We start from the raw sequence: 16,502 nt of genomic DNA on the forward strand, positions 1-16,502 counted from the left end.
ACGGCCTGCGGTCCGCGCGCCGGTCGGACGACCTCCGCGCATCAGTAGGCCCCCTGCCCGTGGAGCACCGCCCGCAGCGTCTTCCACAAGATCACTGTGTCCAGGGCGAGCGACCAGTCCTCCACGTACCGCAGGTCGAGGCGGACCGCCTCTTCCCACGGCAGGTCGCTGCGTCCGCTGATCTGCCACAGGCCGGTGAGCCCGGGTTTGACCAGTAACCGCCGCCGGATGTCCGGGCCGTACGCGGCGGACTCCTCCGGTAACGGAGGCCGCGGTCCGACGAGCGACATCGATCCGGTGAGCACGTTGAAGAGCTGCGGCAGCTCGTCGAGCGAGTACCGGCGCAGCACTGCTCCCACCCGGGTCACCCGCGGATCCCGGCGGAGCTTGAACAGCAGGCCCGCGCCCTCGTCGCGGTCGGCCAGCTCCGCACGGGCCCCGTGGGCCCCGGCGACCATGGTGCGGAACTTGAGAATGGTGAACTCGCGGCCGTCCTTGCCCACTCTGCGCTGACGGTAGAACGCCCCGCCCCGGCTGTCCACCAGCACGAGCAGCCCGACGAGCACCATCAGCGGCGCGAACAGCACGAGCAGGACCGCCGCGCCCACCCGGTCGACGACCCCTTTGACCGCCCGGCGGCCCCCGGTGAAGGCCGGCATGCTGACCCGCAGCAGCGGGATCCCGAGCACCGCGTCGACGTGCAGCCGCGGGCCGGCCACCTCCATCAGCACGGGGGCCACGACCATCTCGGCATCGCTGCCTTCGAGGTTCCAGGCCAGCCGCTGCAGCCGGTCCGGTGACCAGTGCGGATCCGGTGTGACCGCGACGACACGGTAGCCGTCGTGGCGGACGTGCTTGGCGACGTCCGCCAATCGGCCGACGACCCGCACTCCGTCCAGTCGGTCACCGTCGAGCCCGCGGCCGTCCGTCGTGCACACCGCCTCCACCCGCCAGCCGAGGTGCGGGAACTTGCGGGTCCGGTTGATCAGGTCGCGCACGGTGGCCGGGCTCCCGGCAGCGAGCACCGGTCGCAGGCACCGTCCTTCTTTCCGCTGTTTGTGCAGCCCGAGGCGCAGCAGATACCGCGCGGTCATGGTGACGAGCGCGATCGCGGGGATCGCGACGAAGATCCAGAGCTTGATGTTGCGCGAGGTCAGGGCGATCCCGCCGAGCGCCAGGACGACGGTCGCCGCGAACAGTGAGCGTCCGAGCCGACGGAACTCCTCGGCGCCCTGGCCGAGCACGGCCGGAGCCCATGAGCGGCTCACCGCAAGCGCTCCCAGCACCAGCAGCTCGGTGCCGAACGCGAGAATTCCCCACTTCTCGTGCCAGTTGGCCGCGTCCCGGGCCCCGAAAAAGTTGCCGATCGCCGCCACCACGAAGGCGGTGGCCACGGTATCGCTGGTGATCACGGTACGGCGGTACCGCTGCTCCCAGTCGGTCGCGGGCTGGCTGATGGCCCCGTTCACCGCACGCCTGCGCGCCGATAGAAACGGGCTGGCTGATTCCCCCTGCTGCACAGACCCCCCAGTCCGTCAGTGGGCTCGACGTGTTTGCTCCACACGGTTCCTCCCCCCGGGAGGCCCCCGCCCCCCGCACGCGTTTCTCCCCCCGGGAGGCCCCCGCCTCCCGCGCCGCGCTGTTCCCTCCGCCGGGACGCCCCCGCCCCCCGGCGAATGACATTCCCGTTATTGCAGCGCTACGTGGACACCCACCCGGACGGGAGCGGACTCGTATGTCCTGCCAGCCCCTCAAGGCGCGCGAAAACCCGTCCCCCCTACGTCCGGCGTCGTAGCGCCGGACTTATAGATCATTATTTGTCGCTCGTGTCCAACATGTGAAGCACGGTCAATCTAGAACATGGGGGCCGGTCTGAAGAAGAGTTGTGTGCAATTTGTGCTCAAGCTTTGAAGATGGACCCACTGAGAGCGGTGCGGTGACGGTCAGCCCGGCCCGGGGCCGGACCGGGCGAGGCCACGGGGGTCAGGATTCCGGCATCTGCCCGGGAGTGGTAGCGGTCGCGGTGGCGGAGCGGCCGTCGGGGCTGCCCGGGGAGTCGGTGATGGGCGGTGTGTCGGCGGCGGAGGCCCGTACGAGGCGGGGGCCGTCCGGCCCGTACACCGCGCGCGGTTCGGGAAACGCGGTCAGCAGGCCGAGGTAGCTCACGGCCGCGAGGGCGAGGCCGACCGGCAGGGAGATGTCAGCCCCGTTCGCGAGGTCGCCCAGCGGGCCGACGAACTGACCCGGCAGGTTCACGAAGAGCAGCGCCACGACGGCGGACACCAGCCAGGCGGACATCCCGCGCCAGTTCCAGCCGTGGGTGAACCAGTAACGGCCGCCGCGCTGACGGCGGTTGAAGACCTGCAGGGCCTCCGCGTCGTACCAGCCACGGCGGGTGAGGTAGCCGAGCACCATCACGATCATCCAGGGCGCGGTGCAGGTGACGATCAGCGTCGCGAAGGTGGAGATGGACTGGGTGAGGTTCAGGGCGAACCGGCCGAGGAAGACGAACACGATCGACAGCGCCCCGATGAGGAAGGTCGCCCGGACCCGGCTGAAGCGCGGAAAGACGCTGGAGAAGTCGAGGCCGGTGCCGTAGAGCGCCGTGGTGCCGGTGGACAGGCCGCCGATCAGCGCGATCAGGCACACCGGCAGGAAGTACCAGCCGGGCGAGATCGCCAGCAGCCCGCCGACGTAGTTGGGGGCGGCCGGGTCGGCGTACGTGGCGGCCTTCGTGGCGATGACCGAGGCGGTGGCCAGGCCGAAGACGAACGGCAGCAGGGTGGCGAGCTGGGCGAGGAACGCGGCGCCCATCACCCGGCGGCGCGGTGTCGCGGCCGGGATGTAGCGGGACCAGTCACCGAGGAAGGCGCCGAAGGAGACCGGGTTGGACAGCACGATCAGCGCGGCGCCGATGAACGACGGCCAGAACAGCGGGTCGGCGGTCGAGGCGAAGGTGCCCGCGTAGCCGGGGTCGAAATCGCCGCCGAAGGCGATGGCGCCCAGCACGAAGAGCGCCGACGCGGCCGTCACGGCGACCTTGTTGACCAGCAGCATGAAGCGGAAGCCGTAGACGCAGACGATGAGGACGAGGACCGCGAACACCGCGTAGGCGGCGCCGTACGACACCTCCGACTCCGGTACGCCGACGAGCCGGTGGGCCCCGCCGATGAGCGCGTCACCCGAGGACCACACCGAGATCGAGAAGAACGCGATCGCGGTGAGCAGCGAGAGGAACGAGCCGACGATCCGGCCGTGCACCCCCAGGTGTGCCGAGGAGGAGACCGCGTTGTTCGTACCGTTCGCCGGGCCGAACAGCGCCATGGGGGCGAGCAGCAGCGCCCCGGCGACCAGGCCGAGGACGGTCGCCGCGAGGCCTTGCGGGAAGGACAGCCCCAACAGGATGGGGAAGGAGCCGAGTACGCACGTCGCGAAGGTGTTGGCGCCGCCGAAAGCCAGTCGGAAGAGGTCGATGGGGCGGGCTGACCGGTCCTCGTCCGGTATGCGTTCGACGCCATGGGTCTCGATCTCGGTGATCGACGTGGTCACGGTCTTCACCCTCCGGTACGGCTGTGGCGAATCGTCTGGTGGTCAGGGACGGGGTCACAGTCTGCGTTCCGCCCCTGACCAGCGGCAACCGTCGGTGACGCGGGGAAGGGGGCCGGGGCATGGGTGGTGCCGTCGACGGCTCCTCGCATTCATTCGGTCACTGCGTGTTCGCCGGTTCGGACAATTGATGGCGAATGCTTCGCTCGCTAAGCGGACACTTGGCCCATCGGACCGCTATTCGTCACACAGTGCAGGAGACCCGCTACGGATGGCTTACCGTGTAATGCCGTAGCGCCATCTGCCCAGGTCAGCGGCTATGCGTGACGGGAAATCACGTCTGGTTATAGTGTTAATAGTTGAAGGCATAGGGGCGCGAACTCATTGTGTGAACTTGGTGAAGCAATAACCCCGGTGTGTGCAGATTGAGTTCGCGCGGTTGTTGCCTGTGCCGCGTATCCCGTTGATTCTGGATTTTCTCGATGATTGAGGATGCTGATGGTTCGTACTGCGTCGTCACCCGGAGGCCCCTCGGCCGGCCTTGCCGCGGCGTGGTCGGCCCCCGCTGCCCTGATGGCCGTGGCCACGGCAGTCATCGCGACGATCGCGCCGGCGGGAGGCAGGGCACCGGCCATCTGGTGCGGAGTCGTCGCCACGGTGGTAGTCGCCCTCGTCTCGGCTGAGGCGGCCCGCCGCGGCCGGGGCGTCGCCGCACTGCAGTCCGAGTACGCCGCGCGGGAAGCGGCCCTGCTCCAGGACGTGCGGCGGCAGGAGGCCGCGACGATCCGGCTGGCCGAGCAGCATCTGCCGGCGGCTGTCGCCCGGATCCAGGAAGGCGAGTTCGCCGAGGACGTCCTGCTGTCCGTCTCCGATCAGGACGAGGGACTCAGCCCGCAGTCCCAGGCGGCGCACCAGGCACTGCTGCGGTCCGTCGTCGAGGCCGTGCGGGCGGAGGAGAGCATGCGTGACTCGGCGCAGCGCGGTGTGGTGAACATCGCGCGCCGGGTCCAGGCCATCGTGCACCAACAGGCGACGGACCTGCGGGGGATGGAGGACCGGCACGGCCAGGAACCGGCGTTCTTCGCCGACCTGCTCCGGCTCGACCACGGCACCGCCCTGATCGGCCGGCTGGCCGACAGCATCGCCGTACTCGGCGGGGCACGGCCGGGCCGCCAGTGGAGCAAGGCGGTGCCCCTCTACAGCGTGCTGCGTGGCGCCATGTCCCGGATCCTCGACTACCAGCGGGTGGAACTGCACACCGTCGCCGAGGTCGCCGTTGTCGGTACCGCCGTCGAGCCGCTCATCCACGCGCTGGCGGAACTGCTGGACAACGCCATCCGGTACTCGCCGCCCAAGACCCGCGTCCATCTGACGGCGGTGGAGGTGCACATGGGCATCGCCATCGAGGTCGAGGACGGCGGCGTCGGACTCAGCGAGGAGGCGCGGGCGCGGGCCGAGGGGATGCTCAAGGAGGCACGGGCCGGTATCGACCTGAACGACCTGGGGGAGTCGCCGAGGTTGGGACTCGCCGTGGTCGGCCGCCTCGCACAGGCCTACGACTTCAAGGTCGCGCTCCCGCCGTCCGCCTACGGAGGCGTGCGCGCGGTGCTGACCGTGCCGAAGACGCTGCTCACCACCGCACCCGCGACGGGGCGGGCGCACGGTATCGGGGCCTCGTCCGGGCCCCGGTCGGCGGACCGGCCGGCCGCCGCGCAGGGCGCGCCCTCCCGGGCGGCAACCGACGTCCTCACACCGCGTTCCGCCTCCCCGGACGCCTACCGGAACGCCGGTGCGCCAGCGGACACGCACGAGGCCATGGACACGGACCGGCCAGCCCCGGTACGCGCGGACGACCGTACCGGGGAGGAGACACCGGCCGAGGCCGAACGGACGGCCAGCGGGCTGCCCCAGCGGCGCCGCCGCCGTCCGGCGACCGGCCCCGCGACGCGGACCACGCCCCTGCCGGGACCGGCGGAGACGGCGCACGAGGAACCCGCGCCGGGCGTCTGGATGGCCGAGTTCCAGAGCGGTCTCTCAGCCGACAAGCCCAGGGCAGCGCCTTCCCGGGCCCACAGCGACACGTCAGACAAGGGTGAGTAACCGATGCAGCAGCGCGCGGACATGGACTGGATGCTCAGGGATCTCGCCGAGAGCGTCCCCCAGACTCGCCACATCGTGGTCCTGTCGTCAGACGGCCTGTGCATGGCCCGGTACGACACGGACATGGACACCGCGGACCGCCTCGCCGCGGTCGGTTCGGGCCTGCAGAGCCTGTCGGTGGCCGTCGCCGCCGAATTCCCGCACAGCGACGGGCGGATGCGGATGGTCGTCATCGAGGTCAGCGGCGGCTTCATGTATCTGATGGCCGCGGGCGCCGGTGCTCATCTGGCGGTGCTCGCCGACGAGGGGGTGGACGCCGGACTGGTCGGTCAGTGCATGCGTGACCTCGTCGCCCGGATCGGCGCGCATCTCACCAGCCCGCCGCGGAGTGAGGGGCAGATGCGGTGAGCACATCCGACCGGGGCTGGGACGACGGCGGTCCGGAGCGGCTCTACGTCATCACGGGGGGCCGGGCGGAATCAACGGAGCAGGCCGACCTGGACCTGGTCACCCTGATCGTGTCCCGGGAGGAGCCGAAGGCCGGTCTCCAGCCGGAGCTGGCCGCCATCCTGCGGGTGTGCCGGTCTCCGGTGTCCGTCGCGGAAATCTCCGCTCATCTGACCCTGCCCGCCAGTGTGATCAGCGTGCTCCTCGCCGATCTGCTGGCCGACGGACGGGTAGAGGCCCGCACGCCCGCCTCGTCACGTCCCGACATCGCACTGATAGAGGCGGTTATCGATGGTCTCCAGAAGCTCTGACACGGTCACGGAGCCCCGGAGCGAGGACCGGCTGCCGTCTTCGGCCTCCTCCGCAGTCAAGATCGTTATCGTGGGCGGGTTCGGCGTCGGAAAGACCACCTTCGTCCGCTCGGTGAGCGAGATCAGGCCGCTGACCACCGAGGAGACGATGACGCAGGCCGGCGCCGGGGTCGACGACATCGCCGGAGTGGAGCGCAAGAGCGCGACCACCGTGGCGATGGACTTCGGCCGGATCACGCTCAACGACGAGCTGGTGCTGTATCTCTTCGGCACACCAGGCCAGCAGCGCTTCTGGTTCCTGTGGAACGGCCTGTTCGAGGGGGCGCTCGGAGCCATTGTGCTCGTCGACACCCGGCGTCTGGAGGTCAGCTTCGATGTGATCGGGCGGCTGGAAGAGACCGAGGTGCCCTTCGTGATCGCCGTCAATTCCTTCCCCGACGCGACCTCCTATCGCACAGAGGAGGTGCGCGGCGCGCTCGACCTTCCGGAGAGCGTGCCGATCGTGGTGTGCGACGCGCGCGAGCGACCGTCGAGCCGGGACGTGCTGATTTCCCTGATGCGCTATCTGCGAACCTCTGCGACGACCTCGGAGTCCACGTGACCGCCAACACCCCCGAGCACACGACCGACCGCCCGGCGACTCCGCCGCCCGGCTGCCCGGCCCACGGCATGACTCCGGACGCACCGCACCGCCTGTACGGCCACGATGCCCAGGCCGACCCGATGGGTGTGTACGAGAAGCTGCGGGCCGCGCACGGTCCCGTCGCCCCCGTACTCGTCCACGGCGACCTGCCTGCCTGGCTGGTCCTCGGCCATCGCGAGAACCTCGAAGTCCTGCGCACCCCCACGGTCTTCTCCCGCGACTCACGGTATTGGCGGGACATGGCCGAGGGGCGGGTGAGCGCCGACCATCCGCTGGCGCCCATCACGGCCTGGCAGCCGCTGTGCGTCTTCGTCGACGGCGAGGAGCACCAGCGGCTGCGCGGCGCGGTCACCGACAGCCTGGGCCGCTTCGAGGCGCGCGGTATCCGGCGCCATGTCACGCGCTTCACCCATCAGCTCGTCGACGGGTTCGAGCGCAGCGGACGGGCCGACCTGGTGAGCCAGTTCGCCGCCCAGCTTCCGCTGCGGATCATGACACAGCTCTTCGGCATGCCGGACGCGTACGGACCGGCCCTGGTCGCCGCCGTCCAGGACGCGCTCACCGGTACGGACACCGCGGCGGCGAGCAACGGCTACATCACCCGGACCCTGCAGCAACTGGTCGAGCGCAAGCGCACCAGCCCCGGTCACGACTTCCCCTCCAAGCTGATCGAGCACCCCTCCGGCCTCAGCGACGACGAGATCCGCGAACATCTGCGGCTCATCCTCACCGCCGCCAACGAGACCACCGTCAACCTGATCGCGAACGCCCTGCGGATGCTGCTCACCGACGACCGCTTCCGCGCGAACCTGGCGGGCGGGCACATGACGCTGCCGGACGCGATGGAGCAGGTGATGTGGGACGAGCCACCGATGATGACCCTCCTGGGGCGGTGGGCCACCAGCGACACCGTGCTGGCCGAACAGCGCATCGCGGCAGGGGACATGCTCCTGCTCGGTCTCGGCGCGGCGAACGTCGACCCGGCGATCCGCCCCGATCTGCATGCCTCCGTGCACGGAAACCGCTCCCATCTCGCCTTCAGCGGCGGTCCGCACGAATGCCCCGGCCAGCACATGGGCCGGGCGATCGCCGACACGGCCATCGACACCCTCCTCGCCCGCCTGCCCGATCTGCGGCTGTCCGTCCCGAAGGACGAACTGCAGTGGACCTCCTCGCTGATGTACCGCCATCTCACGAAGCTGCCGGTCGAGTTCACTCCCAGCCACCAGGCGCCGCGGGCGCCAGGTCTGACACGGCCGACAGCGCTGCGTACCGAACTCCCCACGGCGCAGCCCGAGACCAAACCCGCCTTCCCGACCGCCCCCTCGGCTCCCGCCGACCGGTCCTGGCTGGCCTGGTGGCGCGGTGTGAAGCGGCGGCTGAAGGGCTGAGGTGCGGGTCGGGCCATCGCCCGTCACGCGCGATACGGGAGGGAGGTCGAGTTCCTTGACGGGCCAACAGCACCCGGAGCACGCCTCCCACCGATTCAGGGCACGCGGCGCCGGTTCGAGCGACGGGTTATGCCCGGCGTCTGCCGTCTTCCTCTGACGGCCGGCCCCTACCGGCAGCCCGCCCCCTCGTGCCCTGACGCATCCACATGCCTCAGGACGGTTTTTGTGGAGCAATCATGCATACGAGCAAGCACACCGGTGAGAGCGGAAAGAGCCCCGGTTCCGTCACCCCGCGGAGTGCCTCGCTTCCCGGTCTGCTGGCCTGGCAGACGGTGCGCGGACCCGACGCTCCGGCGGTACAGGACGGCGGCAGAACATACTCGTATCAGGAGCTTGACGACTGGTCACGGTCGATATCCCACGCTCTTCTGAGCCGCGCCATACGCCCCGGGGACGCCGTCGCGGTCCTCGGCACGCGCTCCTGGGAGGCGACGGTCGCCATCGTCGGCATCCTGCGTGCTGGAGCGGTGTGCGTTCCGGTGGACGCGCAGTACCCGTCGGCCCGTGCCGCGGAGATGCTCACCGATGCCGGTGCACGACTGGCCATCGCACTTCCCGGCCACGAGCCGGTGGCGGCGGCCGGCGCCGAGCCGGTGGACTGGGAAGACTTCGACGCACTGGCGCGGACGCGGCCCACCGTGGATCGCGACCCGCAGGTCCCGACCCTCACGGAACGTTCGGCGGAGAACTGCGCGTACGTACTCTTCACCTCCGGCACCACCGGACGCCCCAAGCCGGTGGCCTTCCCGCACCGCGCCGTGACCCGGTTGGCGGAGGACGGCGCTCCCTGGTGCCCCGGCTCCGGAAAGCGCGTCCTGCAGACCTTCGGCCTCTCCTTCGACGGCTCCCTCTTCGAGATGTGGGCCACCCTGCTGGGCGGCGGCTGCCTCGTCGTGGCGAGCAGGGACGTACTCCTGGACACGGAGGCGCTGGGCTCGCTGCTCCACGCCGAGCGCATCACACATGCCTTCATGACCACCAGCCTGTTCCACCACTCGGTGCGGACCAGGGCCGGGATCTTCGGCGCCCTGGACATGGTGCTGGTCGGCGGCGAGGCCATGGACCCGGGGCTGGTGGCGGCGGTCTGCGCGACGGGACGGCCGCGGCATCTGATCAACGGGTACGGCCCCACCGAAGGCGGCATCATGGTGAGCGCCTACGACATCGGCCACGTGGCGCCCGATGCCTCCTCGGTCCCGATCGGATGGCAGGTGGCCGCCAGCAGATGCCATCTTCTGCGGGCCGACGGCAGCCCGGCGGGCCCCGGCGAGGAGGGCGAGATCTGCATCGGCGGGGCGGGGCTGGCCCTGGGCTACCTCAACCGGCCCGAGGAGACCGCCCGTGCCTTCGTCACGCTGCGTACCAGCACCGGCGAGAGCGAACGTGTCTACCGCAGCGGTGACCTGGCCCGCAGGGGCGGCGACGGGCTGCTGGAGTTCCGTGGCCGGGTGGACCGGCAGGTCAAGGTCCGTGGCTTCCGCGTCGAACTCGGCGCCGTGGAGGCCCTGTTGCGTACGCACCCCGGCGTGGCCGACGCCGCGGTGCTCGTCCGGGGGAACGACGGCATCGGCAAGGGGCTCAGCGCGTTCGTCACGTCCGCGGACGCCACCCGGCCGGTGGGACCCGCGGAACTCCGCGCCCACCTGGCGAGCCGGCTGCCCGCGCACGCGATACCCGCCCCCATCCACCCGCTGGAACGTATGCCGCTCACCGGGAACGGCAAGACCGACTACGCGGTGCTGCGCGCCCTGGCCGCCGCCCCGTCCGCGCACCGCGCGGAGCAGGCGCCCGCCGACCTGCCGGGCGAGGCCGTCGCGGAGGTCTGGGCGGAGGTGCTCGGCACACCGGTGTCCGACAGCACTGACTTCTTCGCCGAGGGCGGCAACTCCCTCCTCGCGGCCCAGGCCGTCACCCGCACCATCGCCGCCCTGGGTTTGGCCGCCGAGCACTTCGCGCCGCTGCTGCGGCGCCTGCTGACGGCGCCGGACCTGGCCGCGTACCGCGCGGCGGCCGGCGCCCTGCCGTCCGGGCCGGACGACCGGACACAACCCGACTACGAAGCCGAGGCCCGCATCGAGCTGAACGTCGGCACCGGCCCGGCCGCTGCCCCGCAGCCCACCCGGGCCCGTCACATTCTGCTCACCGGAGCCACCGGATTCGTCGGTGCGTTCCTGCTCGAACGGCTGCTCCGGGATACCGACGCGACCCTCCACTGCCCGGTGCGCGCCGCCGACGGCCCACAGGCGATGCGGCGGATCCACGCCACGATGCGGCGGTTCGGTCTCCGCCTCGGCGAACCCGGGCGGGTCCGTCCGCTGCCGGCCGAAATCGGCCGCCCCGGGCTGGGGATGGCCCCCGGTGTCCTCGACGGCCTGGCGGACGAGGCCGACCTGATCGTGCACAACGCCGCCCAGGTCAACTTCCTCTATCCCTACCAGCAGTTGAGGGAGGCGAACGTGGACGCCGTCCGTTCCCTCCTCGACCTGGCAGCAGGGCGACGGATCCCCGTCCACTACGTCTCGACCACCGCGGTGCTCTCCGGAAGCGGCGCCGGGGGTGTCCGGTATGTCGACGAGAGCACCCCGCTCAGCCATCCCGAGCTGATCAGCATGGGATACCCCGAAACCAAGTGGGTGGCCGAGCGCATGCTCGGCCACGCGGCGGAGGCGGGCCTGCCGGTCACCATCCACCGGCCCTACGAAATCACCGGCCACAGCCGCACCGGCGCCTGGAACACCTCCAGCGCCATCTGCGCGGTCTTCGACGCCATCACACGCATGGGGTCGGCCCCCGCGGTCCCGCTGCCCCTCGACCTCGTGCCCGTCGACACCGTCACCGACGCGATCGTCGGCATCGCCACCCGGCTCCCGCATCTCGGGGGAGTGGTCCACCTGACCAACCCCCGGCCGGCGCGCCTCAGCGACATGGTCGACCGCATGCGCGCCGCCGGATACGCCATCGAGGACGTCAGCTACGAGGAGTGGACCGCCGCTCTCGTCTGTCATGTGCGCCGCAATCCCGAGGCCCCCATCGCGCCGTTCGTGCCCCTCTTCGTCACACCGGCGAACGAGGCCGGCCACAGCGTCAAGGAGCTGTACTTCGACACCGTCTTCCCCGAAGTCGCGCGCACCCGCACCGACCAGGTCTGGCCGGCTTGGCGGGACTCGTGCCCGCCCGTCGACGACACACTGCTCGACGGCTACCTCTCCTCCCTCCGGCGCGGCGGCCTCCTCCGTCGGCGGCGGCGATGAGGACGGCGCGGGCAGCTTCGCGGTCCGTCCGCCATCGAGCACCACGGTCTCTCCGGTCAGAAAGTCAGCAGCTGCGGCGAGCCGCGACGCGTGCCATGAAGTTCCTGGTGCGGAACCCTTGACGGGGCAGGTGGCGAAAACTACGTTTCGCTGCACGGAAGATCCCTTCCGTCTTATGGAAACCTCCAGGCGTACGCCACCTACTTTCCCCTCTGGAGCGCCGTATGACTGCTGTAGATGGCCGATCGTGCGTGGGAGCCGAGGGCGCTGTCAGCTCCGGTCTGTACACGTACGATCTCGCCCCGACGAAGAAGGAAGGGCGCCGCTGGGGCGCCTACAACGTCTTCACGCTCTGGGCCAACGACGTGCACAGCCTGGGAAACTACGCGTTCGCCATCGGCCTCTTCGCGCTCGGGCTCAATGTGTGGGGCATTCTGGCGGCCTTCGCGCTCGCCTCCGTCCTGCTCTTTCTCCTGCTGACACTGTCCGGCTTCATGGGGCACAAGACGGGCGTCCCCTTTCCCGTCATGGGCCGTATGGCGTTCGGTATCAAGGGAGCGAAGATACCGGCCATCGTCCGCGGCGCCGTCGCCATCGCCTGGTTCGGCATTCAGACCTACCTCGCCTCCTCGGTCCTGAGCGCCCTTCTCATCGCGATGTTTCCCGGCCTTCGCACCATGGACACGAACTCCCTGCTCGGCCAGTCGACGCTCGACTGGATCACCTTCCTGGCCTTGTGGACCCTCCAGGTCCTCATCGTGAGCTACGGGATGCAGATGATCCGGCGGTACATGGCCTTCGCGGCGCCCACGACCCTGATCACCATGTGTGCCCTCGCCATCTGGATGTTCGTGCGCGCGGACGGTTCGATCTCGCTGTCCATCGACGAGCCGCTCATCGGCGCCGAGATGTGGCTGCAGATCCTGCAGGGCGCCGCGCTCTGGGTGGTGATCTACGGAACGTTCGTGCTCAACTTCTGCGACTTCACCCGGTCCGCGAAGAGCCGTAGCTCCATCGTCCGCGGAAACGTGATCGGTATCCCGGTGAACATGCTCTTCTTCGCTGTCATCGTCGTGGTTCTCAGCGGGGCGCAGTTCAAGCTCGACGGGCATGTCATCACCAGTCCCACGGACATCGTCCAGACGATCCCGAACGAGTTGCTGCTGGCCGCGGCCTCACTCGCCCTCATCACCCTGACGATCGCGGTGAACCTGCTGGCCAACTTCGTGGCGCCGATCTACGCGCTGATCGACCTCTTCCCCCGTCGGCTGAACTTCCGCCGGGCGGGCCTGGTGAGCGCGGCCATCGGTCTGGTGATCCTGCCGTGGAACCTCTACAACAGCCCGGTCGTGGTGAACTACTTCCTCGGCGGACTCGGCGCCCTGCTCGGACCACTGTTCGGCGTGATCATGGCGGACTACTGGCTGCTGCGGAAGTCCCGAGTGAACGTGCCCGACCTCTACTCCGACGACGCACAGGGCGAGTACCACTACCGCCGCGGCTACAACCCCCGGGCCGTCTGGGCCTTCGCCCCCAGCGCCGCGATCGCCGTCACCATGGCCCTGGCACCCGTGTTCCACGCCGTGGCCGGATTCTCCTGGTTCATCGGCGCCGTCATCGCCGCGGCGCTGTACGCGGCCATCGCGGACCGCACGGTGCGGTACCGGGACGTGGACGGCGAGGCCATCGCCGTCGCCGCCGAATGAACGACTCAGCGGAAGGCCGAACGATGCGCATCCTCGTTGTGAACGTCAACACCACGCCGTCCATCACCGACTCGATCGGCGAGCAGGCGGCCAGTGTGGCATCGCCTGGAACCGAGATCATTCCGCTGACGCCCGCCTTCGGGGCGGAGTCGGTCGAGGGCAATTACGAGAGCTACCTCGCCGCCGTCGCCGTGATGGAAACCGTCCGCGCCTACCCGGAGCCGTTCGACGCCGTGATCCAGGCCGGATACGGCGAACACGGCCGGGAAGGGCTGCAGGAACTGCTCGACGTTCCGGTGGTCGACATCACCGAGGCGGCCGCGAGCACCGCCCAGTTCCTGGGCCGCAGCTACTCCGTCGTCACGAGCCTCGACCGCACGGTCCCGCTGATCGAGGAGCGCCTCCACTCCGCTGGTCTGAGCGCCCGGTGCGCCTCCGTACGCGCCAGCGGGCTCGCCGTACTGGATCTGGAACGGGACGAGACCGCGGCCGTCAACGCCATCGCCGAGCAGGCCGCCCGTGCGGTGGAGGAAGACCGGGCGGAGGTGATCTGCCTGGGCTGCGGCGGCATGTCCGGCCTCACCGAACGCGTCGTCGACCGGACCGGGGTCCCCGTCGTCGACGGGGTGACGGCGGCTGTGACGATCGCCGAGTCCCTCGTCCGCCTCGGCCTGTCCACCTCCAAGGTGCGCACCTACGCACCACCTCGGCCCAAGAAGATCGTCAATTGGCCCCCGCCCGCGTGACAGACGGCGGTGATGACGCCGCGCGGTTGACGCCCCACCGTGATCGGCCGGATGCGGTCTGTTCATGGGGGCGTGAGCGCCCATAGGCTGTGCGACCTTCGCGCTCTGGGGGGCTCATGAACGGTCTCCGTGCGGTCGTTGTCTGCCTTGTGATCGCGTGTGCCACGTTGGTGTCGCCTGCCCGGGCTGTGACGCCGAGCTGGTCGGCGCTGCCGGTGCCGACGGCGGCCACGCCGGTGACCGTGTCCGATCTCGCCGCCCGCGGGACGGACGAGGCGTGGGCGACCGGGTACGAGCACGCCGCCGATGGACTGCGGCCGATGTTGTACCGGTGGGACGGCACGGCGTGGAACCGGGACACGACCTTCCCCGGCGCCGGTGAGCCGGGCTGGCTCGGCACGGTGCGGTTTGTCGGCACGGAGGTGTGGATCTTCCACAACCGCGCGGGGGCGGGGGAGATCCTGCGCCGGACGGCGGGAGGGTGGAGCGCCGTCCCGCTGCCGCAGACCCTGTGGACCTACCAGGGCTTCACCGCGGTACCGGGTGCCGCGTGGGTCGTCGGTGAGGACGACACCGGGCTGAAGGTGTTGCACTACGACGGTTCGCGCTGGACCACACAGCCCACCCCGGACGGTGTGCTGTTCCTGATGGGGATCACCGCGCGTACCGCCACCGACGTCTGGGCCTGGGCGGACACCAGCACCGGGACCACCGTCCTGCGCCGGGACGGCACAGCGTGGCGGGACGCGAAGGTTCCGTTGCCGCCGAACAGCAACGTACACACGATCCTGCCCGAAGCGTCCGGCCGGGTCACGATCGGCGGCAGCCAGTACACCGGCGGCGTGGCCCGCACCTACCTGATGACCTGGAACGGGCACGTGTGGCGCACCACCTACCCACCGCTGGGCGACACCTCCACCGAAGCCATGGTGCGCGGCCCGGACGGCGCGCTGTGGCTGCCGGTGCGCGGTGACCGCGCGTTCCAGTCGAAGTACGCGCGGGTGGACGGCTTCCGTACCACCTTCTCCTACGGTCCGGAGCGGACGAACGCCATCGACGTCACACCGCGTGCCCTGACGAAGGCCGGGTTCTCACTGCTGTCCTTCGGGACCGCCGAGATCTACGGCTCGAAACCGAACCTGATGAGCGAGCGGCTGGGAGGCTGACCATGGCACGCCGACTTCTCGTCGCGGCTCTCGCCGTCGCCATGACCCTCGTGACCCTCATGAGTTCGGCGGCGGCGGGCACCCTGTCCTGGCAGCACGTTCCGGTCCCGGCACAGGTACGCCCCCAGGCCGGGCTGAACGAGGCCGTGGCGTTCGGGCCGGACCGGGCGTGGGCGGTGGGTGCCGACGCCGTCGGTCGCGTGGCGCCGGGCTTCCCGCTGGTACTGCGCTGGGACGGAACCGAGTGGCAGCGCCAGGGTCTGCCCGGAATCGGCTGGCAGGGCGAGCTGCTGTCCGTCGCCGCGACCTCACCGACCGCCATCTGGGCGGTCGGCCGCGACGCGGCGGGCGGCGCCCACCTGCTCCGCTCCGACGGCAGCGCCTGGGCCGAGAGCCGGCCGCCGAGCGGTGTCGCGCTGACCAAAGTCGTCGCGGGCGGCGGTGAGACCTGGCTGATCGGTTCGCGGGACGGCACGCAGGCATTGCTGCGCTGGGACGGGAGCGGCTGGCGGGACGTGCCGGTGCCACCGGGACTCGTGTACGGCCTGCACATCCTGGCGGCCGACGACGTCTGGGCGGCGGGCGCCACCGAAGCGGGTGCGGCCGTCTCGCACTGGAACGGGCAGGCGTGGCAGCAGACGGTCGTGCACGGGTTCCCGAGGGCGGCCGTGGGCAGTGTGCTGGCGGTCTCGCCGACGGAGGTGTGGGCGGGCGGCACGTCCGGGTTCATCGGCGGCCCGGCGGGCAAGCCGATCCCGCCCCTGCTGGTCCGCTGGGACGGGCAGGAGTGGAGCCGGGTAGCCATGCCCACCGACTTCGGCGGGATCACCTCACTCGCGCCCACCACGTCCGGCGAGCTGGGCTGGGTCTCGGTGGCCAACTCGCAGAAGTGGGGCCCGCCGGGCAGCTCTCCGCCGCTTGTCCCCGGGCCGGATTTCCTTAAGCGGAACGGGCAGTCGTTCACCGAGTACAGCGAACCGGCGGTGGCCGGGGAGGGCGACTCCTCGGTGCTGCGGCTGGCGCCGGTGCCGGGCACGGCGACGGTGTGGTCGGTCGGCCGCGCCGGCGGTCCCGAGGCCACCTTCGCCCCGCGCGTCCTGCGGTTCGGCTGAGATGACGAACGGGGCTCCGTCCG

12 protein-coding genes are annotated in these 16,502 nt (G+C 70.4%); 10 read left to right on the plus strand and 2 right to left on the minus strand.

The features are described from left to right. Positions 1 to 41: 41 nt before the first annotated feature. Together ACZ6CL_RS20820 and ACZ6CL_RS20825 are read right to left on the minus strand one after the other, a co-directional pair. On the minus strand, positions 42 to 1,520 hold the full coding sequence (locus ACZ6CL_RS20820; RefSeq protein WP_468937594.1) for a sugar transferase: 1,479 nt from the start codon (positions 1,518 to 1,520) through the stop codon (positions 42 to 44). A 463-nt stretch (positions 1,521 to 1,983) separates the two neighbouring features. Next, positions 1,984 to 3,549, minus strand: coding sequence for a purine-cytosine permease family protein (locus ACZ6CL_RS20825; protein WP_468937595.1), 1,566 nt, complete (start codon positions 3,547 to 3,549; stop codon positions 1,984 to 1,986). 495 nt (positions 3,550 to 4,044) lie between these two features. On the opposite strand from ACZ6CL_RS20825, the gene ACZ6CL_RS20830 reads away from it, so the two are divergent. The 10 genes from ACZ6CL_RS20830 (at position 4,045) to ACZ6CL_RS20875 (ending at position 16,479) form a co-directional block, all read left to right on the plus strand. Beyond that, positions 4,045 to 5,646 (plus strand): sensor histidine kinase, encoded by a 1,602-nt coding sequence (locus tag ACZ6CL_RS20830; protein WP_468937596.1) that lies wholly within the window; start codon positions 4,045 to 4,047, stop codon positions 5,644 to 5,646. 3 nt (positions 5,647 to 5,649) lie between these two features. Next, complete coding sequence (locus ACZ6CL_RS20835) at positions 5,650 to 6,054, plus strand: roadblock/LC7 domain-containing protein (RefSeq protein WP_468937597.1); 405 nt, start codon at positions 5,650 to 5,652, stop codon at positions 6,052 to 6,054. After that, positions 6,051 to 6,404: a DUF742 domain-containing protein gene (locus ACZ6CL_RS20840; protein ID WP_468937598.1), complete on the plus strand. Its 354-nt coding sequence runs from the start codon at positions 6,051 to 6,053 to the stop codon at positions 6,402 to 6,404. Before ACZ6CL_RS20835 ends, ACZ6CL_RS20840 begins: the two co-directional genes overlap by 4 nt. Next, complete coding sequence (locus ACZ6CL_RS20845; RefSeq protein ID WP_468937599.1) at positions 6,385 to 7,005, plus strand: GTP-binding protein; 621 nt, start codon at positions 6,385 to 6,387, stop codon at positions 7,003 to 7,005. The genes ACZ6CL_RS20840 and ACZ6CL_RS20845 overlap by 20 nt, the downstream gene beginning before the upstream one ends. After that, positions 7,002 to 8,438: a cytochrome P450 gene (locus tag ACZ6CL_RS20850; RefSeq protein ID WP_468937600.1), complete on the plus strand. Its 1,437-nt coding sequence runs from the start codon at positions 7,002 to 7,004 to the stop codon at positions 8,436 to 8,438. Before ACZ6CL_RS20845 ends, ACZ6CL_RS20850 begins: the two co-directional genes overlap by 4 nt. 236 nt (positions 8,439 to 8,674) lie before the next feature. Next, positions 8,675 to 11,749, plus strand: a complete 3,075-nt coding sequence (locus tag ACZ6CL_RS20855; protein WP_468937601.1) for a non-ribosomal peptide synthetase — start codon at positions 8,675 to 8,677, stop codon at positions 11,747 to 11,749. 224 nt (positions 11,750 to 11,973) lie between these two features. Continuing rightward, complete coding sequence (locus tag ACZ6CL_RS20860; protein ID WP_468937602.1) at positions 11,974 to 13,455, plus strand: NCS1 family nucleobase:cation symporter-1; 1,482 nt, start codon at positions 11,974 to 11,976, stop codon at positions 13,453 to 13,455. 23 nt (positions 13,456 to 13,478) lie between these two features. Next, positions 13,479 to 14,201, plus strand: a complete 723-nt coding sequence (locus ACZ6CL_RS20865; RefSeq protein WP_468937603.1) for an aspartate/glutamate racemase family protein — start codon at positions 13,479 to 13,481, stop codon at positions 14,199 to 14,201. A gap of 116 nt (positions 14,202 to 14,317) precedes the next feature. Then, a complete protein-coding gene (locus ACZ6CL_RS20870; protein WP_468937604.1) occupies positions 14,318 to 15,367 on the plus strand; it encodes a hypothetical protein in 1,050 nt (349 codons plus the stop codon). Positions 15,368 to 15,369: 2 nt separating this feature from the next. After that, a complete protein-coding gene (locus ACZ6CL_RS20875; protein ID WP_468937605.1) occupies positions 15,370 to 16,479 on the plus strand; it encodes a hypothetical protein in 1,110 nt (369 codons plus the stop codon). Positions 16,480 to 16,502 lie beyond the last annotated feature (23 nt).

The organism is Streptomyces sp. NPDC041200 (genome assembly GCF_055591805.1).